This window comes from Amycolatopsis vastitatis (assembly GCF_002234595.1).
GTDB classification, from domain to species: Bacteria; Actinomycetota; Actinomycetes; order Mycobacteriales; family Pseudonocardiaceae; genus Amycolatopsis; species Amycolatopsis vastitatis.
Genome location: NZ_NMUL01000012.1, coordinates 424,700 through 444,010, shown reverse-complemented (window position 1 = coordinate 444,010; position 19,311 = coordinate 424,700). Strand labels below are relative to the sequence as shown.

Genomic DNA, 19,311 nt, shown 5'->3' with positions numbered 1-19,311 from the left:
CAGCGTGCCAACCACCGCCGACTCGGCTACGGTCGGACGGACCGGGACATGGGGAGTGGCAGTGACCATCGAATTCCGCGACGTGACCAAGCAGTATCCGGATGGGACGGTCGCCGTCGACAAGCTGAGCCTCACGGTCGAAGACGGCACGATCACCGTGTTCGTCGGCCCGTCCGGCTGCGGCAAGACGACGTCGCTGCGGATGATCAACCGGATGGTGGAGCCGACCGCCGGCCAGGTGCTGCTGGACGGCAAGGACGTCGCGGAGGGCGACCCGGCGCTGCTGCGCCGCGGCATCGGCTACGTCATCCAGCACGCCGGCCTCTTTCCACATAGGACGGTGCTGGACAACATCGCCACCGTGCCGCTGCTTTCGGGCTGGGACAAGGCGAAGGCGCGCAAGCGGGCCGCCGAGCTGCTGGAGATCATCGGCCTGCCGGTCGAGCTCGGCAAGCGGTACCCGGCGCAGCTCTCGGGCGGCCAGCAGCAGCGCGTCGGCGTCGCCCGCGCGCTCGCCGCGGACTCGCCGGTGCTGCTGATGGACGAGCCGTTCTCCGCCGTCGACCCGATCGTGCGCGAAGGCCTGCAGGACGAGCTGCTGCGGCTGCAGTCGCAGCTGGGCAAGACGATCGTGTTCGTCACCCACGACATCGACGAGGCCGTCCGGCTCGGCGACAAGGTCGCGGTGATGCGGGTCGGCGGCAAGCTCGCCCAGTACGGCACGCCCGCCGACGTGCTGCGGCACCCGGTGGACGACTTCGTCGCGTCGTTCGTCGGCCGGGACCGCGGCTACCGCGGCCTGTCGTTCCTCTCCGCCGACGGCGTCGAGGTCAAGGAGCTGGAGCTGGTCGAGATCGGCTCCGCGGTCTCCGCGAGCGACGGCTGGCGGCTCGCGGTCAACACCGAAAAGCAACCCCGCGGCTGGCTGCCGCCGAACTCCACAGTGGACGGACCGCTCAGTGAAGACGGCCTCGTGGCGGGGGGTTCGCTCTGGGTGCGGGGGACGCCGATCCGCGGCGCGCTCGACGCCGCCCTGTCGTCGCCCGCCAGCCTCGGCGTGGTCGTGGACGAAGACCACCGGGTACTGGGCGCCGTGGTCGCGCGGCAGGTGCTGGACGTCATCGAGGGCACGCCCCAGGCGTCATGAGTTTCTTCGACGAGCTCGGGCGTTACCTGAGCAGCGCGAACAACCGCGTCCAGATCCTCGGTGACCTCGGGGATCACGTCTACCTCGCGCTGCTCCCGCTCGTGGTCGGGATCGTGCTGGCGATCGCGGCCGGCTGGCTGGGCCACCGCTGGTCACCCGTCCGGCAGGTGGTCATGGTGCTGGCCAACCTGCTCTACACGATCCCGTCGCTCGCGCTGTTCGTCGTCATCCCCGGCCTGATCGGGTCGAAGATCCTGGACAGCGTCAACGTCGTCGTCGCGCTGACGATCTACACCACGGCCCTGCTGGTCCGCCCGGTGCTCGACGCGCTGGACGCCGTGCCGCCGCCGGTGATCGCCGCCGCCACCGCCGTCGGGTACAAGCCGCTGCGCCGGTTCTTCGCCGTCGAACTCCCGCTGTCGGTGCCGGTGCTCGCGGCCGGCGTGCGGGTGGCGTCGGTCAGCAACATCAGCCTGGTCAGCGTCGGCGCGCTGATCGGCACCGGCGGGATGGGCGTGCTGTTCACCGACGGCTTCCAGCGCGAGTACTTCTCGCCGATCGTCGTCGGCATCGTGCTGACGCTGCTGCTGGCGCTGGTCGTCGACCTGGTGCTGGTGGGCTCGCGAAACCTGCTGACGCCGTGGACCCGGGTGGGGGCGCCGTGATCACCGATCTCTTCCGCTGGTTCGGCGACCCGGCCCACTGGTCGGGCCCGGACGGCGTTCCGCAGCGGCTGCTGGAGCACCTCGGCTACACGTTCCTGTCGCTGGCGATCGCGCTGGTCATCGCCGTCCCGCTGGGGCTGTTCGTGGGCCACACCGGACGCGGCGGCGTCGCGCTGGTCAGCGCCGGCAACGCGATCCGCGCACTGCCGACGCTCGGGCTCGTCACTTTCCTGTTCCTGCTCTTCACCGAGAGTGTCACCTCGACGATCATCGGGCTCGTCGTGCTGGCCGTGCCGCCGATCCTGGCCGGGACGTACGCCGGGCTGCAGGCGACCGACCACGGCGTGGTCGACGCCGCCGAAGGCGTCGGCATGACCGGCTGGCAGCGGCTGTGGCAGGTCGAGGTGCCGATCTCGCTGCCGCTCGTGCTCGGCGGCATCCGCAACGCCGTGCTGCAGCTGGTGGCGACCGCCGCGGTGGCCGCGTACGTCGGACTCGGTGGCCTGGGCCGGTTCCTGCTCGACGGACTGGCCATTTTGGACTATTCCGAGGTCATCGCGGGCGCGCTGCTGACGACGTTGCTGGCCATCGTCCTGGATCTGCTCTTCGCGGTCTTGAACCGGGCTCTGGTGCCGCGGGGTGTCCGGCTCGCCGCGGCGGAGAAGAAGGTGACGGCGTGAAGCGGCTGGTCTTGCTGGTGGTTTTGGTGTTGGCGGCCGGCTGCGGCAACCCGCTGGCGGGCGGCGGCGAGGGCGGCGCGACGGGGGACATCATCATCGGCGCGTCCGACGTCGGGGAAAGCCTGCTGCTGGCCCAGATCTACGCCGGCGCGCTGCGAAACGCGGGTGCCACGAACGTGACCGTGCGGCCGCCGGTCGGCAGCCGCGAAGTCGTCGTCAAGGCACTGCAGGACAAGTCGCTGTCGGTCGTGCCCGACTACAGCGGGAACCTGTTGCGGTACTTCGACAAGGACACCACCGCGACGACACCCCAGGACGTCTACGCGCAGCTGCGCCGCCAGATCCCGGCCGGGTTCGAGGTGCTGGACCAGGCGCCGGCCGAGGACAAGGACCTGCTCGTCGTCGGGCCGCAGCTGGCCTCCGCGGGGGTGAAGACGTTCTCCGACCTGGGGCGGCGGTGCCGGGAGCTGGTGTTCGGCGGGCCGGGTCAGTGGAGCAGCCGCTGGAAGGACAAGATCAAGTCCCTGTACGGCTGCGAGTTCAAGGAGATCCGCACGACCGACACCGGCGGGCCGGTGACGGTGGCGGCGCTGAAGTCCGGCGAGGTGCAGGTGGCGGACCTGTTCAGCACGTCGTCGACGATCGCCGCGAACGGGTTCGTGCCGCTGGTCGACGACAAGAACATGTTCCCGGCGCAGAACATCGTGCCACTGGTGGCGCGCGGGACGCTGTCCCCAGCCGAGGTGGCCGCACTGAACCGGGTGTCGGCGGCGCTGACGACCGAGCAGCTGACGCGGCTCAACGTCGAGTTCACCGAGGAAAAGCGCAACCCCCTCGACATCGCCGAGGACTTCCTCGCCCGCAACAACTTGAAGTCCTAGCCGCGCAGGGCCTCGGCCACCCGGCCCGCGTCCTCGATGCCACGCTCCGGCGGCTCCTCCGGCAGCGGCAGCAACACGACCGAGCCGCTGCCCGCTTCATGCAGGGAACGGACCGCTGCCACGCAGTCGTCCAGGTCGCCGCAGATGGCGAGCCGGTCGATCCACTCCGGACGCAGGCCCGCCGCCAGTTCGTCCACTGTGGACGTCGAGTCGACCAGCTCCAGCAGTTCCGAGGCGAACGGCAGCCCTTCCACCTGGACCCGCGCGCCCGGGGTCAGTGACTCCGCCACCGTCCGGCGGGCGCGCTCGCGGTCGCCCAGTGCCAGCCAGTTGTACGTCACCAGTGCGTGGTGGGGCGGTGCGCCTTCCGCAGCGCGGCCGGGAGCGATGCCCGCCAGCGCCGTCCGCACGTACTCCGGCGGCGACGGCTCGGCGAGGATGGTCCCGTCGGCGTTCGCGCCCGCGATCGCCAGGGACTTCGGGCGGCGGACGCCCGCCACCAGCGGGGGTGGCGAGGCCGGCGGGAAGACCAGCTCGACCTCGTCGAGACTGACGTGCTTGCCGGTCACCGAGACCCGCTCGCCTGCCAGCAGCCGGCGGACCGCCACCAGCGTCTCTTCCAGCGCTGCCAGCGGCGAAGCGGGGTACGCGCCGATCTGGCGCATCCACGACGGGACGCCGTGCCCGAACCCGGCGATCAGCCGGCCCGGGTGCAGCTCGGCCAGCGCCGCGATCTCCATCGCCGCGATCGCCGGGTTGCGCGCGACCGCCGGCAGCACCCCGATGCCCACCTTGATCGTCGAGGTCACCGCCAGCGCCGTCGAGACCGTGGCGATGCCGGCCGCCCAGAAGCAGTCCTCGACCAGCCAGACTTCGTCGAGCCCCGCGGCTTCGGCCTGCTTGGCCAGTTCGATCAGCCGGGACGGCGGCTGCTCGCGGTTGATGCGGACGCCCACGGACGAGCGGGGTTCGTACATGCGAAGGCTCCTCTTCAGATTCGGGAGAACGCCGGCGCGTACTCGAACGCGCCCGCCTGGGTGGGCTGGTACGCGGAGAGCGTCCGCGCCTGGAAGTACCGGCCCCACCGCGGTTCCGGTGCGGTGATCGACAGGTCCGACGCCGTGACGAACCCGAACCGCGAGTAGTAGGCGGGCTCGCCGAGCAGGACGACCAGGCCGTAACCGAGCGCGTCCGCCGCGCCGACGACCGCGTGCATCAACGCCGAGCCGACGCCGCTCGCCTGGTGTGCGGGCAGCACGCCGAGCGGACCGAGCCCGACGGCGGCGCCCGGGTCGTCGCCGACGCGGGCCCGGCTGCAGCACACGTGCCCGACGACGTCGCCCTCGTGGAGGGCCACCAGCGACAACGCGCCGATCAGGTCGCCTTCGGCACGGAGTTCGTCCACGAGGGGCGCCTCGACGGGGGTCACGCCTTCCTCGCGCCGGAACGCCGCGCTGTGGACGGCGTGGATCGCGGTGCGGTCGGCGGGCGTCTCCCGGCGGATCAGCATGATCGCCACCTTGCCGTGAACCGGCGGCGGAGGGCAATCGATTTGGGCTGCGCCCCCCGGTTTCCACGCTACCGGAGGGCACCGACAGTTCCGGGGGGTGCGACGACGAAGGCCTCCTCGCCTGTGGATGGCGAGGAGGCCTTCGTCGTGGTCAAGCGATCAGTCGAACGCCTTCGCGATCAGCGCCTTCTGCTCCACCTCGTGCACCTTGGACGAGCCGGCTGAGGGGGCCGCCATCGGGCGACGCGAGACGACCTGCAGGCCCGAGAGCACCTCCGGGAACTTCCGGGGCAGGTTCAGGCCGAAGAACGGCCACGCACCCTGGTTCTCCGGCTCCTCCTGGACCCACGCGACCTGCGTCGCGTTCGTGTACCGCTCCAGCGCCGCCAGCAGCTTCTTCTTCGGCAGCGGGTAGTACTGCTCGATCCGCACGATCGCGACGTCGTCGGCCTCGCGCTTCGTCCGCTCGGCCACCAGCTCCCAGTACAGCTTCCCGGAGGTCAGCAGCACCTTGCGGATCTTCGCCGGGTCCGGCGTGACGTCGTCGATGACGGACATGAAGCGGCTTTCGCCGGTGAAGTCCTCGACACCCGACGTCGCGGCCTTGTTGCGCAGCATCGACTTCGGCGTGAAGACGACCAGCGGGCGCTGGATGCCGTCGAGGGCGTGGCGGCGCAGCAGGTGGAAGTAGTTCGCCGGGGTGGACGGCACCGCCACCGTCATCGAGCCCTCCGCGCACAGCGAGAGGAACCGCTCGATGCGGCCGGACGTGTGGTCCGGGCCCTGGCCCTCGTGGCCATGCGGCAGCAGCAGCACGACGTCCGAACGCTGGCCCCACTTGGCCTCGCCCGAGGAGATGTACTCGTCGATGACGGTCTGCGCGCCGTTGACGAAGTCACCGAACTGCGCTTCCCACATCACCAGCGCCTCGGAGTTCGCCACCGAGTAGCCGTACTCGAAGCCGACGGCCGCGTACTCCGACAGCGCCGAGTCGTAGATCATCACGCGGCCCTGGCCGTCGGCCAGGTTCTGCAGCGGCGAGTACTCCTGGCCGGTCTTGCGGTCGATGAAGACCGAGTGCCGCTGGGTGAACGTGCCGCGCCGCGAGTCCTGGCCGGACAGCCGGACCAGCCGGCCCTCCATCGCCAGCGACCCGAACGCCAGCAATTCGCCGAACGCCCAGTCGATGTCGCCCTCGCGGGACATCTTGTGGCGGCGCTCCATGACCGGCTTGACGCGCGGGTGCGGGGTGAAGCCGTCCGGCACGTTCACGAACGCGTCGCCGATGTGCTCCAGCGTCTCGCCGGTGATCGCCGTCGCCACCTTGGCCGGCACCTGCTGCTCCTCCTCGACGGAGGGGCTGGCCTTCGCCGGGTGCTTCTCCAGCTCGCGCACCTCGTTGAAGACGTGCTCCAGCTGGCTCGAGAAGTCGCGCAGCGCGGCCTCAGCCTCTTCGACGGAGATGTCGCCGCGGCCGATCAGCGACTCGGTGTAGGTCTTCCGCACCGAGCGCTTGGTGTCGATGATGTCGTACATCGCCGGCTGCGTCATCGACGGGTCGTCGCCCTCGTTGTGGCCGCGGCGGCGGTAGCAGATGAGGTCGATGACGACGTCCTTGTGGAACGCCTGCCGGTACTCGACGGCCAGCTTGGCCACCCAGTGCGCGGCCTCCGGGTCGTCGCCGTTCACGTGGAAGATCGGCGAGCCGATCATCTTCGCGACATCGGTGGCGTACTGCGACGAGCGCGAGTGCTCCGGCGCGGTCGTGAAGCCGACCTGGTTGTTGACGATGACGTGCACGGTGCCGCCGGTGCGGTACCCGCGCAGCAGCGACAGGTTCAGCGTCTCGGCGACGACGCCCTGGCCCGCGAAGGCCGCGTCACCGTGCATCAGGACCGGCAGCACGGTGTAGCCCTCGCCGCCCTTGTCGAGGATGTCCTGCTTGGCGCGGACGATGCCCTCGAGCACCGGGTCGACCGTCTCCAGGTGGGACGGGTTCGCCGTCAGCGACACCTTCGTCTCGCCGTCGCCGAACATCCGGAAGTACTTGCCCTCGGCGCCGAGGTGGTACTTCACGTCACCGGAGCCGTGCGCCTGGCCCGGGTCGAGGTTGCCCTCGAACTCCTGGAAGATCTGGCTGATCGGCTTGCCGACGATGTTGGCCAGGACGTTCAGCCTGCCGCGGTGCGGCATGCCGATGACGACCTCGTCCAGCTCGTGCTCGGCGGCCTTGTCGAGGATGGTGTCGAGCAGCGGGATCGCCGTCTCGCCGCCTTCGAGCGAGAAGCGCTTCTGGCCGACGTACTTGGTCTGCAGGAACGTCTCGAACGCCTCGGCGGCGTTCAGCTTCGAGAGCACGTACTTCTGGACCGCGGGGTCCGGCTTCTCGTGCGGGATCTCGACGCGCTCCTGGATCCAGCGGCGCTCCTCGGGGTCGAGGATGTGGGTGTACTCGATGCCGACCGTGCGGCAGTACGAGTTGCGCAGCACGCCCAGGATGTCGCGCAGCTTCATCCGCTCCTGGCCGGCGAAGCCGCCGACCGGGAACTCGCGGTCGAGGTCCCAAAGGGTGAGACCGTGGGACAGCACGTCCAGGTCCGCGTGGCTGCGCTGGCGGTAGTTCAGCGGGTCGGTGTCGGCCATCAGGTGGCCGCGCATCCGGAACGCGTCGATCAGCTCGATCACGCGGGCGGTCTTGTCGACCGGGCCGTCCGGGATGTCGGCGACCCAGCGGATCGGCTCGTACGGCAGGCGCAGGCTCGTGAAGACGTCGTCGTAGAAGCCGTCCTCGCCGAGCAGCAGCTGGTGGATGCGCTTGAGGAACTCGCCCGACTCCGCGCCCTGGATGATGCGGTGGTCGTAGGTCGAGGTCAGCGTCATGATCTTGCTGATGCCGAGGTCGACCAGCGTCTTCTCGCTGGTGCCCTCGAAGGCGGCCGGGTACTGCATGGCGCCGACGCCGATGATCGCGCCCTGGCCGGCCTGCAGGCGGGGCACCGAGTGGTTGGTGCCGATGCCGCCCGGGTTGGTCAGCGAGATCGTGGTGCCGGCGAAGTCGTCCGCGGTGAGCTTGTTGTTGCGGGCCTTCTTGACGATGTCCTCGTAGGCCTGCCAGAACTGCAGGAACGTCATGTCCTCGACGCCCTTGATCGAGGCGACGACGAGGTTGCGCGAGCCGTCCTTGCCCTTCATGTCGATCGCGAGGCCGAAGTTGACGTGCTCCGGCGTGACCGCGAACGGCTTCCCGTCGATCAGCTGGTAGTGCCGGTTCATGTTCGGGAAGCTCTTCAGCGCCCGCACCATCGCGTAGCCGATGAGGTGCGTGAAGGAGATCTTGCCGCCGCGGGTGCGCTTGAGGTGGTTGTTGATGACGATGCGGTTGTCCGCCATCAGCTTCGCCGGGACCGCGCGCACGCTGGTCGCGGTGGGGACGCTCAGCGAGGCGTCCATGTTCTTGGCGATGGCCGCCGCGGCGCCGCGCAGCTGCTTCGACTCCGGCTCTTCCTTCGCCTGCGGCTTGGCTTCGGCCTTCGGCTCGGCCTTGGCGGCGGGCTTCGGGGCCGCCTGCCTGGGTGCCGGCTTCGAGGGGGCCGGCTTGGTGGCCGACTGCTTGGCCGCCGACTCCGCGTTCTGCACGGCCTTGGCCGAGGGCTGCGCCGCCTGGCCGTTGGTGGCCGGCTTGACATCGGCCTGCTGCTGCTGCCGGGCGGTGTCCGCCTTGGCCTGCGCGTTCTGCGTCGGCTTGAAGTCCGCGAAGAAGTCGTGCCATGCGGCATCGACTGAGGAAGGGTCGGCGAGGAACTGGTCGTACATCTCTTCGACCAGCCACTCGTTGGGGCCGAACTGTGACGCAGGGCTGCTGCTGGACACGGCTGGGGCTCGCCTCTATCCGTCTCGATCTCGATCTTGAATCCGCTGATGCGCCTACCAGGCTAACCCCCTCGGTGACCGCGATGTGATGGAACCGGCCTGTGTGAGGCGTGGCGCACTAGGGTATCGGTCACTGACACGATCAAGATGTGCTAAGGGAACCTTAAGCCCTGGACCCGGTACAGGGTTTCCGGGCTCTTCCTCCCCGGTTCGTCCTCCGGCCCGTGGCCGTTCACGGCGGCGCGTTCCACTGGGAGGATGTGGCTGGTCGAATGTCCGTCGTTCTGGGACCAGGGCCTGGTGCGGCCGCTGGTCACCGAGTCCGGCGCGGTCGTGCTGCGGTGCGACTCGTGCTCCGCCGTGTGGCCGACGCCGGCCGACTTCGAGGAGATGGAGTGGGTCGAGCCGGCTGAGCCGGACTGGCTGGTCGGCGCCGGGGTGCACGTCCGGCCGGGCACGGTCCGGTGGGCGTCGCGGCCGGACGTCGAGGCGGCCGGTCTGGGGTCACTGAAGTGGCGGGCGCTGCCCTAAGCGGACGCTCCGATGGCCCGGGCGAGGTCTTCGCTCAGTGGGTACGGGGGCTCATGGGGGACGAGCTTGACCGCCAGGTGGAGCTGGTCGGTGGCCAGGAGCCCGGCGATGTCGCGCATGACCGGTGTGACGTCGGTGATACCGGTGATCCACTCGTCGACGTAGCGGTCGACGGCTTCGCCGCTCAGACCGATCTGGATGGCGCGGAAGTTCAGCGCGGTGTGGTCGAGATCTCGCTCGGGATCCCACTGGATGCGGACCGGGCTGGTCTTGAGCTGCTGCTTCCAGGCGGCGGTGTCCTGGTCGCGGCGGGGTTTGCTGAGCGCGGCGTGCGCGAGGGCCCATTCGAAACCGTCACGAGTGATATCGATCGCGAGGATCCGCTCCTGCCCCGGTTTGCGCCCGTAGCCGCAGCGGTAGGCCATCCACCGGAACGACGGCTTGATCCACGTCATCCGGTCCCGCTTGAACGGCGCGACGAAAGTCTGCTTCTCGAGCGCGGCGTCGGCGATCTCGGGCGAATAGGCCTGGTAGACCCGGACGGTCGTGTCCGTCTGCGCGGCCCGGATCTGCCGGTCGGGGACGCGCTGCTCTTCGAACATGCCGCCATGCTCCCAGCGCCCGGGTCACCCTGCCACGGACTTTCGTGCGCAAGAGGGCATCACGCGTGTCTGCACGGGTGATGCCTCTTCCCGCACGTTCAGCCGAGGGCCCACAGCCTGGCGTAGTGGCCCTTCGCGGCCAGGAGTTCTTCGTGGGTTCCGGTTTCGACTATGCGGCCGTGGTCCAGGACCACGATGCGGTCCGCGCGGGCCGCCGTGGCCAGGCGGTGGGCGACCACGAACGTCGTGCGGCGGCGGGCCACCGTCTCCGTCGCGCGGAGGACCGCTGCCTCCGTCGACGGGTCCAGGGCCGCTGTCGCCTCGTCGAGCAGCAGGACGTCCGGGTCCACCAGCTCCGCCCGGGCCAGCGCGACCAGCTGGCGCTGACCCGCCGACAGCGACCGGCCGCGCTCGCCGACCGGCTGCAGGAAGCCCGACGGCAGGGCCGCGACGCCGTCGAGCGCGCCCACCGCCCGCACCGCGGCCTCCACCTCCGCGTCGGAAGCCGACGGGCGGCCGTAGCGGACGTTGTCGGCCACCGTGCCCGAGAACAGGTGCGCCTCCTGCGGCACCACGCCCATCCGGCGCCGCACCCCGGCCAGCTCGTACTCGCGGACGTCCGTGCCGTCGATCCGGACCTCGCCGCCGGTGACGTCGTAGTAGCGCGCCACCAGCTTCACCGCCGTCGACTTCCCGGCGCCGGTCGCGCCGACCAGCGCGATCGTCTCCCCGGCCGCGACGTCCAGCGAGAACTGCTCCAGCGCCTTCGTCTCGGTGCCGGTGTAGGCGAAGTCGACCTCCTTGAACGACACCTCGCCGCGCAGCCGCTCGGGCACCGCCACCGGGCGCTCGGCCGCCGGCACCGACGTCGGCGTCCGCAGCAGGTCGCCGATCCGGTTCAGGCCGACGCGCGCCTGCTGGTAGCCGTCGAACACCGCCGACAGCTGCTGGATCGGCGAGAAGAACTGCTGCAGGTACAGCAGGAACGCGAGCAGCACGCCGGCCGACAGCGTGCCCGCCGAGACGCGGTTCGCGCCGGCCACCAGCACCGTCGTCGTCGCGAGGTCCGACAGCAGCGCCACCAGCGGGAAGTAGGTCGCGACGTACCGCTGGGCCCGCAACCGCGAACGCCGGTAGTCGTCGCTGCGCGAAGCGAACGCTTCCGCGGAGCGGTCTTCGCGCGTGTACGCCTGTGCGACGCGCAACCCGCTGACGTTCTCCTGCATGTCCGCGTTCACGACGCTGACCCGCTCGCGGGCCTCGTTGTACGCCTTCGACGCCGACCGCCGGAAGATCACCGTGGCCACCGCCAGCACCGGCACCATCGCCAGCGCGTACAGCGCCAGCCCGGCGTCGGTGACCAGCAGCGCGGCCGTGATCCCGGCCAGCGTGAGCGCGCTGACCACCGCCGTGGCGAGCCCGGTCTGCAGGAACGTCGAGAGCGCGTCGACGTCCGTCGTCATCCGGGTCATGATCTTCCCGGACAGCTCCCGCTCGTAGTAGTCGAGCCCGAGCCGCTGCAGGTGCGCGTAGCTGCGGACGCGCAGCGCGTACAGCACCGTCTCGCCCACCCGTGACGTCAGCCGCGTCTGCGCGAAGACCACCAGCCAGTCGGCCGCGATCACCGCGGCGCCGATGCCGGCGGCCAGCCAGATCATCCACTCGACGCCGGTGCGCACCCCGTGGTCGACGCCGAACTGGTACAGCCCGGGCAGCGCGATCGACGCCAGCGCGTCCGCCGCCACCAGCCCGATCACCAGGGCCAACGGCCGGCGGACCGGCCGCAGCAGCCCGGCCAGCCGGAACTTCGGGTCGGGCGCGGTGACGTCCACGCCGGGCACCCGCGGCTCGTCGACGGCCGGCGGGAGCTTGCGCACGCCCTCGATCAGCTCCGGCGTCGGCGGCACGTCCAGGCCGCCGCCACCGCCGACGAACCCGCTGCTGTTCGGGTCGCCGCTGCGCATCCGCGCGGCTTCGGCCAAGGCCTCGGCTTCGTCTCGGCTCTCGTCGCGCGGCCACAGCGCCGGCGTGATCCCGTCCTGACCGCAGTCGAGGCCCTCGCAGCGGTGCTTCTCTTCGACGTCGTCGCCCGGGCCCGCCACCAGCTCGCGGAACAGCGGGCAGCGCGCCAGCAGCTCGGCCTCGGTGCCGACGTCGACCACGCGGCCTTCGTCCAGCACCGCGATCCGGTCGGCCAGGGCCAGGGTGGAGCGCCGGTGCGCGATCAGCAGGGTGGTCCGGCTCGCGGTGACCGACCGCAAGGTGTCGTGGATCGCCGCCTCGGTCACGGTGTCGATGGCCGACGTCGCGTCGTCGAGGACGAGGATCCGCGGGTCGGTGATCAGGGCCCTGGCCAGCCCGAGGCGCTGCCGCTGGCCGCCCGAGAGCGTGAGCCCGCGCTCGCCGACCAGCGTGTCGTAGCCGTCCGGCAGCGCGCGGATGAAGCCGTCCGCCTCCGCCGCCTTGGCCGCCGCGACGACTTCTTCGTCGCTCGCGTCCGGGCGGCCGTAGGCGATGTTGTCCCGGATCGACGAGGAGAACAGGAACGCCTCCTCGAACACGACGCCGATCGCTTGCCGCAGCTGCCGCAGCGGGACGTCACGGACGTCGAGTCCGCCGACCCGCACCGCGCCCGCGTGGACGTCGTAGAACCGGGGCAGCAGCAGGGAGATCGTCGACTTGCCGGAGCCCGCGGTGCCGACCAGCGCGAGGGTCTCGCCCGGGTTCGCGGTGACCGAAAGGCCGTCCAGCACCGGTTCGGTGCGCGTGTAGCCGAACCGGACGCCGTCGAGTTCGACACCGAGCGGGCCGTCCGGCAGCGGCCGCGCGTCGGGCGCGTCGACGACCTCCGGCTGCGCGTCGATCAGCTCGTACACCCGCTCGGCGCCGGCGCGGGTCAGCTGGGCCTGCACGACCAGGCCGGACAGCATCCGGGCCGGGCCGATCAGCGTGGCGAGGTAGGTGGCGAAGGCCAGGAACGTGCCGAGGGTGATCGAGCCGTTCAGCGCCAGGACGCCGCCGATGCCGAGCACGGCGACCTGGCCGGCGGCGGGCAGGGCGGCGGTGGTCGCCGTCGGGACCGCCGACAGCTTCGCCGCGCGAAGCCGCTCCCCGAACAACTTGCGCGCGGTGCCTTCCAGCTTCGAGACTTCCCGCGTCTCCTGGCCGAACCCCTTGACCACCCGGACGCCGGTGACGGTCTCCTCCACCTGCTGCGCGACGTCCGCCGCGCGCTGCTGCGCCGACCACGTCGCCGGGAACAGGCGCTTGCGGCTGCGCGTCACGATGATGCCGACCGCGGGCGTGACGACCAGCGCGATCAGCGTCAGCACCGGCGACAGCCACAGCATCGCGGCGAACGACAGCACCGCGAAGACGACCGAGCCGAACGACAGCGGGACCTGCATCAGGATGCCGGTCACCAGCTGCAGGTCGGAAATCGCGCGCGAGGCCACCTGGCCGGTGCGCAGCGCGTCCTGCTTGCCGCCGTCCAGCCGCGAAACGGCGTTGAACACGCGCTGCCGCAGGTCGTGCTGGACGTCGAGGGCGAGCTTCCCGCCGAGGTAGCGGCGCGCGAACGCGGTGCCGAAGGCGACCAGCTGCAGCGTGACCAGGAAGACGGCGATCCCGGGCAGCCCGCCGGTCTGCCCGGCCACCGCGTCGTCCACCGCCGTGCGCACCAGCAGGGGGCTCGCGGCCTGCACGCCGACACCGAGCGCGGCGGCGAGCAGCGACAGCACGACGAGCACGCGGTGCTCCCACGCCGCGGCGGACAGCCGGCGGATCCAGCCGGTCGTCTCGGCGGATGGGAGCTCTTGACGGGAGCGAGGCGGAGCGGTGGTCACGTTCCAACAGTAAGCGCGACCACCGACATTTTATTTCCCCGAACGCGGTGAAGGCCACCCCGGACAACCGGGATGGCCTTCACCGCAAGGGAAAACTACGTGATGTCACGCTTCTGGTTGCCCGCCCAGCCGAGGCCGAAGAAGAGGATCGTCCACGCGAAGAAGATCAGCGCCGAAGCCCACCACGAGAGCACGCCGGGCGCGCCCGCGGTCAGCTGCAGGATCAGCTGCGACCCGGAGTCCACGCTGTCCGGCAGGTTGAGCGAGTTGAACCCGAAGGCGTCCGCCGCGATGCCGCCGACGATCCCGTTCGCGGTGCCGTTCGGCAGGATCCCGCCCAGGATGCGGACGTCGCCCCAGCCCCAGAACGCGATCACCAGGACGTTCTCCACGATCAGGAACCACACCATCAGCAGCACCACGGCCAGCGGCACGCTGCGCAGCACCGCGCCGAACCCGATGCCGAACAACGTCACCAGCACCGAGGCCAGCACCGTCCCGCCGAGCGCGGCCAGCCACTGGCCCGTGGACGGCCAGCGGCCCGAGTCGACCGACGCCATGACCGCGAGCGCCGAGACGCCGAAGCTGACCACGCCGTAGATGGCGCCCCACGCGACGTAGGTGAGCATCTTCGCGGTCAGCGCCGAGACCCGGTTCGGCGCGGTGAGGAAGGTCGTCGTGATCGTCTTGCTGCGGTACTCGCCGGCCAGCGCGAAGACGCCGAACAGCGCCGGTACGAGCTGCGCGATGTTCACGCCGTGTGCCAGCGCCAGCAGCCCCACCGGGATCTGGCTCGGGTCGAGGCCGACCATTTCGGTGAGCTCCCGGGCGTCCTTCGACCCCAGGAAGTCCGCGAAGTCGTTCGTGAGGCTGCCCCACGCGAAGGTCAGCCAGAACGCGACCAGCGCCAGCGGGATCAGCAGCACCCACCACGTGTTCAGCGAGAGCGTCTTGCGGAACTCCGCCTTGATCAGGTTGCCCATCACTGCTGCGGACCTCCCCAGTACTGCTGCTGTTGCTGCGGACCCGACGGCGGGCCCTGCTGGTAGTGCTGCTGCGGCGGATAACCGGGCGGCGGACCCTGGTACTGCGGCTGCGGCGGGTAACCCGGCGGCGGCTGACCCGGCGCGCCGGTGTACTGACCCTGCGTCAGCTGGAAGAACATCCGCTCCAGGTCGGCGTGGTCCTCCTGCATCCCGTAGACCGCGATCCCGGCCTTCGCGGCGATGTCACCGATCTGCTGGACGCTCGACCCGGCGACCGAGACCCGGCCGTCCGGTGTCGGCGAAACCCCGGTGATGCCGTTCTCGTGCAACGCCTTCACGAGCGCCGGCGGGTCCGCCGGCTGCACCAGCACCCGCGACTGCTGGCTCCGGCGCAGCTGCTCCAGCGGGCCGTAGTAGCGCGTGACGCCCTGGCTGATGATCACGACCTGGTCGATCAGCTGCTCGACCTCGTTCAGCAGGTGACTCGACACCAGGACCGTCCGCCCCTGCTCGCGGGCGTAGGACCGCAGGAAGTTGCGCAGCCAGAGGATGCCCTCCGGGTCGAGGCCGTTCGTCGGCTCGTCGAGCACCAGCACCTGCGGATCGCCCAGCAGCGCCGTCGCCAGCGCCAGCCGCTGCCGCATGCCGAGCGAGAACCCGCCCGCCTTCCGGTCCGCGGCGCTGCCCAGGCCCACCAGGCCGAGCACCTCGTCCGCGCGCCGGTCCGGCACGCCGATGGCCGCGGCGTACACCCGGAGGTGGTTGCGCGCCGTCCGGCTCGGGTGGAACCCCTCGTTCTCGAGCACCGAACCGACCACCCGCGCCGGGTTCCCCAGCTGCGAGTGCGGGCGGCCGTTGATCGTCGCCATTCCCGACGTGGGCGTCACCAACCCGAGCAACATCCGCAACGTCGTCGTCTTCCCGGCACCGTTCGGGCCGAGGAAGCCCGTCACCGAACCCGGTTCGACCGTGAAGCTGAGGTTCTGCACCGCGTTCACCGCGCCGAACTGCTTGCTCAGGTTCTGCACCACAATCCGGCCACTGCCGTCGTGCATACCGTCCCCTAACGTTCCCCGCTGATGCGGCGTCATCCTGCCCTACCCGCGCCGGCCGCGCGCACGGAACGCGCGAACCCGTGGAGAGCGACCTTCGTCACGTTCCGCTACCACCGGGTGCGTTGACCTGAGGTTTCGCGAGCCGGGTCAGATCAACTTGGTAAAGAATTCGTGCGACTTGCCGACCCGGTGCAGCGAAGTCGCGGTGAGCCCTCTAAGCTAGAAGACGGCGGCCCGCTCCCAGTGACCCCCAGGCTGGTTGAGCGGGTCGCCCCTTTATGTCAGAAGAACCCGGGATCCCGCTGTCAGCGCAGGTCTGTGGCATCGTGGCGCGATGCGGATCTTGCTCGTGGAGGATGAACGGCGGCTGGCTGAGGCGCTGCGGGCCGGGCTGACCGCCGAGGGGTACGCCGTCGACGTCGCCCACAACGGGCGGGATGCCCTCTGGCACGCCACCGAACACCCCTACTCCGCCATCATCCTGGACATCATGCTGCCCGGGCTGAACGGCTACCGCGTCTGCCGCCGGCTGCGGGAGCAGGGGAACAGCACGCCCATCCTCATGCTGACCGCCAAGGACGGCGAGGACGACGAGATCGAGGCCCTCGACACCGGGGCCGACGACTTCCTCCCCAAGCCCTTCTCCTACGGCGTCCTCCTCTCCCGTCTGCGCGCGCTCATCCGGCGTGGCGGCGCCACCCGGGCGGGCGTCCTCAAACTGGGGGACCTCGAACTCGACCAGGCCAGCCGGACCTGCCGTCGCGGCACGGCGGACATCACGCTCACCGGCAAGGAGTTCGCCCTCCTCGCCTACCTCATGCAGCGGCCCGGGCAGGTCGTCACCAAGGCCGAGCTGCTCGACAACCTCTGGGACTTCGCCGCCTCCGCGACCGCCAACCTGGTGGAGGTGCACGTCAGCGCGCTGCGGCGCAAGATCGACGTCCCGTTCGGGGCCGAGACCATCCGGACGGTCCGCGGCGCCGGCTACCACGTGGTGACCGCGGGTGCCTAGCTTCTGGCGCGCCACCCGGTTCCGCGTCGCCGTGACCGCCTTCGCCGCGTCCGCCGTGGCGCTCGGCGCCGTGTCCGTGTGGTTCGTCCTGCAGGCGCGCGGCCGCCTCGAGAACGCCGCCACCCAGCTCGCCGACGCCCACGCCGACGCGATCGTCCAGCTGCTGAACACCGGGGCCCGGCCCGCCGACCTCGCGCTGCTCGTCCGCGACTCGATCTACGAGGTCAAGGACCGGCAGGGCACGTCGGTCGCGTCGTGTCCGGTCCTGCGCGAAGCGACGCTGGCCACCTACGACACCGAGGTCACGCTGCGGCCGTACCAGTACGACCGGTCCGCGCGGGAGTCCGTCGGCTGCGCGCCCGAGCTGCGCGGGCTCGACGACGACCTCACCCTGCACGTCGTGCACGCCGACAGCGGCGACAGCAAGTACGACGTGTTCGCCGGCGCGCAGATCGACCCCGAGGGACAGGCGGCGGTCGATTCCGCCCGCACCGTGCTCACGGCGGGCGTCCCCGCGGTCGCGCTGCTCATCGGCGTCATCGCGTGGCTCGCCGTGCGCCGGTCGCTGCGCCCGGTCGAGGCCATCCGCGGCGAGGTCGCCGAGATCGGTGCGCACGACCTCGGCCGCCGCGTCCCGGACCCGCGCACCGGCGACGAGATCGCGCGGCTGGCCGGGACGATGAACACCATGCTCGCCCGGCTCGACGAGGCCGTCACCCGGCAGAGCCGGTTCACCTCAGACGCGTCGCACGAACTGCGGACCCCGCTCGCGTCGCTGCGGACCCAGCTCGAAGTGCTCCTGGCCCACCCCGACCGGCTCGACTGGCGGCGGGCCTGCGAGAACGCGCTGCTCGACGTCACCCGGCTGCAGGACCTCGTCGCGGACCTCGTGCTGCTCGGCAAGCTCGACCACGCCGGTCCCGACCGGCTGGAGCCCGTCGCACTGTCCGAAGTGGTCGGTGCCGTCGTGGCCGGCCGCAGCGGGATCGACGTCGAGGTCACCGGGACGCCGGTGGTGCGCGGCCACCGGTCGCGGCTGGAACGGCTCGTCCGCAACCTCGTCGACAACGCGCAGCGGCACGCCGTCTCGCGCGTCGCCGTCACGGTGTCCGCAGTGGACGGTCAGGTCGTCTTGACGGTCGACGACGACGGGCCGGGCATCCCCGAAGCCGATCGCGATCGCGTCTTCGACCGCTTCGTCCGGCTGGACGACGCCCGCGACCGCGACGAGGGCGGTTCGGGCCTGGGCCTGGCGATCGTCGCGGACATCGCCCGCGCCCACGGCGGCACGGCGGCGGTCGAGGACAGCAGCCGGTTCGTCGTCCGGCTGCCGGAGCTGAAGACGTCTTAAGCCCGCTTCAGGCCCGGTTCAGCGTTCAAGATCGACGCTGCGGGCATGACCCTTTCCTGGCGGCCTCTGGACCACGCCGAATACCGGGCTTCCTCGTGGTTCCCGGGCCTGACCGGCCTGCGCGCCCTCGCCGCGCTGGCTGTCGTGTTCTTCCACTACGGCGGCCCGGTCGTGGACCGGCTGCAGGGCTGGATCGCCGTCCAGCTGTTCTTCGTGCTGTCCGGCTTCCTGATCACCACGCTGGCGCTGCGCGAAGAGGACCGCACCGGCGTCGTTTCGCTGCGCCGCTTCTACGTCCGCCGGGTCTTCCGGATCATGCCGGTGTACTTCCTGCTGCTCGGCCTGACGGCGCTGGCCGTCACCCTCGCTGGGGCGTACCGGAGCAGCCGGCTCGCCGACGCGATGCCGTTCTACCTGGTCTTCGGCAACGAGCTCGTCGGCTTCAACACGCCGTACCCGACGTCGTGGTCGCTGGGTGTGGAGGAGAAGTTCTACCTCGTCTGGCCCGCGCTGCTCGTGCTGACGTCGTTCGCCCGGACCGGCAAGACCGCATTGCGCCTGCTGATCGCCGCGGGCGTGGTGACCGGTGTCCTCTTCGGAGCGTTGCCGCTCGCGCCGTCGCAGCGGTGGGCCGAACTCAGCGTGCACTACTGCTCGCTGGTCGTCGGCTGCCTGCTCGCGCCGGCGCTGCACCACCCGCGCGGGTTCGCCGTGTTCCGGCCGCTGACCAGCCCGGCCGCGGCGGTGCTGGTCGCGCTCGGGTTCTGTGTGCTGCAGCTGTCGGTGAAGCCGCTGGGGCAGCAGTTCGGCGGGCACTGGCAGTTCGTCGTCCCGGTCTACGCGGCGGGCTCGGCGCTGCTGCTGGTGGCGGCGGTCGTGCAGGGACCGGTCCGGCGGCTGCTCTCGAGCCGTGTGCTGACGTACATCGGTGATCGGTCGTACGCGCTTTACCTCGTCCAGACCGGTGCCGCGGGCGTGACCGGCCTGGTGTTCCCGACCGGGCTGGGCAAGGCCGTCGCGACGGCCGCCGTCGCGCTGCTCTTCGCCTGCGGGCTGCGGCGGTGGGTCGAACTGCCGTCGATCGCCTTCGGGCGGCGGCTGCTGGGCGGTGTTTGCCGGAAGAAGGGGGAGCGGGCTCCTGCCGCGATGCGACAGGAACCCGCTCGGGTGAGGTAG

At 70.9% G+C, this 19,311-nt stretch carries 15 protein-coding genes; 8 read left to right on the top strand and 7 right to left on the bottom strand.

Features of this window, described 5'->3' with window-relative positions; translation table 11 throughout:
* The first annotated feature begins 61 nt into the window (after positions 1 to 61).
* Genes CF165_RS16335 through CF165_RS16320 form a run of 4 tightly spaced genes read left to right on the top strand, consistent with a single transcriptional unit; the run spans position 62 to position 3,373 of the window.
* On the top strand, positions 62 to 1,147 hold the full coding sequence (locus CF165_RS16335) for an ABC transporter ATP-binding protein (RefSeq protein ID WP_093948348.1): 1,086 nt from the start codon (positions 62 to 64) through the stop codon (positions 1,145 to 1,147).
* Positions 1,144 to 1,812, top strand: coding sequence for an ABC transporter permease (locus tag CF165_RS16330; protein WP_093948347.1), 669 nt, complete (start codon positions 1,144 to 1,146; stop codon positions 1,810 to 1,812). Before CF165_RS16335 ends, CF165_RS16330 begins: the two co-directional genes overlap by 4 nt.
* Positions 1,809 to 2,492: an ABC transporter permease gene (locus CF165_RS16325; protein WP_093948493.1), complete on the top strand. Its 684-nt coding sequence runs from the start codon at positions 1,809 to 1,811 to the stop codon at positions 2,490 to 2,492. Before CF165_RS16330 ends, CF165_RS16325 begins: the two co-directional genes overlap by 4 nt.
* Positions 2,489 to 3,373 (top strand): ABC transporter substrate-binding protein, encoded by an 885-nt coding sequence (locus CF165_RS16320; RefSeq protein WP_093948346.1) that lies wholly within the window; start codon positions 2,489 to 2,491, stop codon positions 3,371 to 3,373. The genes CF165_RS16325 and CF165_RS16320 overlap by 4 nt, the downstream gene beginning before the upstream one ends.
* Here the strand turns inward: CF165_RS16320 and CF165_RS16315 are convergent.
* From CF165_RS16315 to CF165_RS16305, 3 genes are all read right to left on the bottom strand, one after another.
* Positions 3,370 to 4,350 carry an LLM class flavin-dependent oxidoreductase gene (locus tag CF165_RS16315; protein WP_093948345.1) on the bottom strand — a complete coding sequence of 327 codons (981 nt, stop codon included), beginning with the start codon at positions 4,348 to 4,350 and terminating at the stop codon, positions 3,370 to 3,372. The two genes, CF165_RS16320 and CF165_RS16315, sit on opposite strands and share 4 nt — an antisense overlap.
* A 14-nt stretch (positions 4,351 to 4,364) precedes the next feature.
* The gene (locus CF165_RS16310) at positions 4,365 to 4,883 is read right to left on the bottom strand and encodes a GNAT family N-acetyltransferase (protein WP_093948492.1); all 519 of its coding nucleotides are present in this window, start codon (positions 4,881 to 4,883) and stop codon (positions 4,365 to 4,367) included.
* A 159-nt stretch (positions 4,884 to 5,042) separates the two neighbouring features.
* Positions 5,043 to 8,753 carry a multifunctional oxoglutarate decarboxylase/oxoglutarate dehydrogenase thiamine pyrophosphate-binding subunit/dihydrolipoyllysine-residue succinyltransferase subunit gene (locus CF165_RS16305; RefSeq protein ID WP_093948344.1) on the bottom strand — a complete coding sequence of 1,237 codons (3,711 nt, stop codon included), beginning with the start codon at positions 8,751 to 8,753 and terminating at the stop codon, positions 5,043 to 5,045.
* Positions 8,754 to 9,011: 258 nt separating this feature from the next.
* On the opposite strand from CF165_RS16305, the gene CF165_RS16300 reads away from it, so the two are divergent.
* Positions 9,012 to 9,284 (top strand): hypothetical protein, encoded by a 273-nt coding sequence (locus tag CF165_RS16300; RefSeq protein WP_093948343.1) that lies wholly within the window; start codon positions 9,012 to 9,014, stop codon positions 9,282 to 9,284.
* On the opposite strand, the gene CF165_RS16295 is transcribed toward CF165_RS16300, so the two are convergent.
* The 4 genes from CF165_RS16295 to CF165_RS16280 form a co-directional block, all read right to left on the bottom strand.
* On the bottom strand, positions 9,281 to 9,886 hold the full coding sequence (locus CF165_RS16295) for a DUF4291 domain-containing protein (RefSeq protein ID WP_093948342.1): 606 nt from the start codon (positions 9,884 to 9,886) through the stop codon (positions 9,281 to 9,283). The two genes, CF165_RS16300 and CF165_RS16295, sit on opposite strands and share 4 nt — an antisense overlap.
* A gap of 98 nt (positions 9,887 to 9,984) precedes the next feature.
* Positions 9,985 to 13,731: an ABC transporter ATP-binding protein gene (locus CF165_RS16290; protein WP_093948341.1), complete on the bottom strand. Its 3,747-nt coding sequence runs from the start codon at positions 13,729 to 13,731 to the stop codon at positions 9,985 to 9,987.
* Positions 13,732 to 13,826: 95 nt separating this feature from the next.
* A complete protein-coding gene (locus CF165_RS16285; protein ID WP_093948340.1) occupies positions 13,827 to 14,714 on the bottom strand; it encodes an ABC transporter permease subunit in 888 nt (295 codons plus the stop codon).
* Positions 14,714 to 15,772, bottom strand: coding sequence for an ABC transporter ATP-binding protein (locus tag CF165_RS16280; RefSeq protein ID WP_093948339.1), 1,059 nt, complete (start codon positions 15,770 to 15,772; stop codon positions 14,714 to 14,716). The genes CF165_RS16285 and CF165_RS16280 overlap by 1 nt, the downstream gene beginning before the upstream one ends.
* Before the next feature lie 334 nt (positions 15,773 to 16,106).
* On the opposite strand from CF165_RS16280, the gene CF165_RS16275 reads away from it, so the two are divergent.
* From CF165_RS16275 to CF165_RS16265, 3 genes are read left to right on the top strand one after another with little or no spacing between them, the layout of a single operon-like run.
* The gene (locus tag CF165_RS16275) at positions 16,107 to 16,784 is read left to right on the top strand and encodes a response regulator transcription factor (protein ID WP_093948338.1); all 678 of its coding nucleotides are present in this window, start codon (positions 16,107 to 16,109) and stop codon (positions 16,782 to 16,784) included.
* Complete coding sequence (locus CF165_RS16270; RefSeq protein ID WP_093948337.1) at positions 16,777 to 18,135, top strand: sensor histidine kinase; 1,359 nt, start codon at positions 16,777 to 16,779, stop codon at positions 18,133 to 18,135. Before CF165_RS16275 ends, CF165_RS16270 begins: the two co-directional genes overlap by 8 nt.
* 45 nt (positions 18,136 to 18,180) lie before the next feature.
* Positions 18,181 to 19,311 carry an acyltransferase family protein gene (locus CF165_RS16265; protein ID WP_093948336.1) on the top strand — a complete coding sequence of 377 codons (1,131 nt, stop codon included), beginning with the start codon at positions 18,181 to 18,183 and terminating at the stop codon, positions 19,309 to 19,311.

Bases quoted from the DNA above. Each gene is read 5' to 3' on its own strand.
- CF165_RS16330 (WP_093948347.1), top strand. From the start codon at position 1,144: ATGAGTTTCTTCGACGAGCTCGGGCGTTACCTGAGCAGCGCGAACAAC.
- CF165_RS16315 (WP_093948345.1), bottom strand. From the start codon at position 4,350: ATGTACGAACCCCGCTCGTCCGTGGGCGTCCGCATCAACCGCGAGCAG.
- CF165_RS16310 (WP_093948492.1), bottom strand. From the start codon at position 4,883: ATGCTGATCCGCCGGGAGACGCCCGCCGACCGCACCGCGATCCACGCC.
- CF165_RS16300 (WP_093948343.1), top strand. From the start codon at position 9,012: ATGTGGCTGGTCGAATGTCCGTCGTTCTGGGACCAGGGCCTGGTGCGG.
- CF165_RS16295 (WP_093948342.1), bottom strand. From the start codon at position 9,886: ATGTTCGAAGAGCAGCGCGTCCCCGACCGGCAGATCCGGGCCGCGCAG.
- CF165_RS16285 (WP_093948340.1), bottom strand. From the start codon at position 14,714: ATGGGCAACCTGATCAAGGCGGAGTTCCGCAAGACGCTCTCGCTGAAC.
- CF165_RS16280 (WP_093948339.1), bottom strand. From the start codon at position 15,772: ATGCACGACGGCAGTGGCCGGATTGTGGTGCAGAACCTGAGCAAGCAG.
- CF165_RS16275 (WP_093948338.1), top strand. From the start codon at position 16,107: ATGCGGATCTTGCTCGTGGAGGATGAACGGCGGCTGGCTGAGGCGCTG.
- CF165_RS16265 (WP_093948336.1), top strand. From the start codon at position 18,181: ATGACCCTTTCCTGGCGGCCTCTGGACCACGCCGAATACCGGGCTTCC.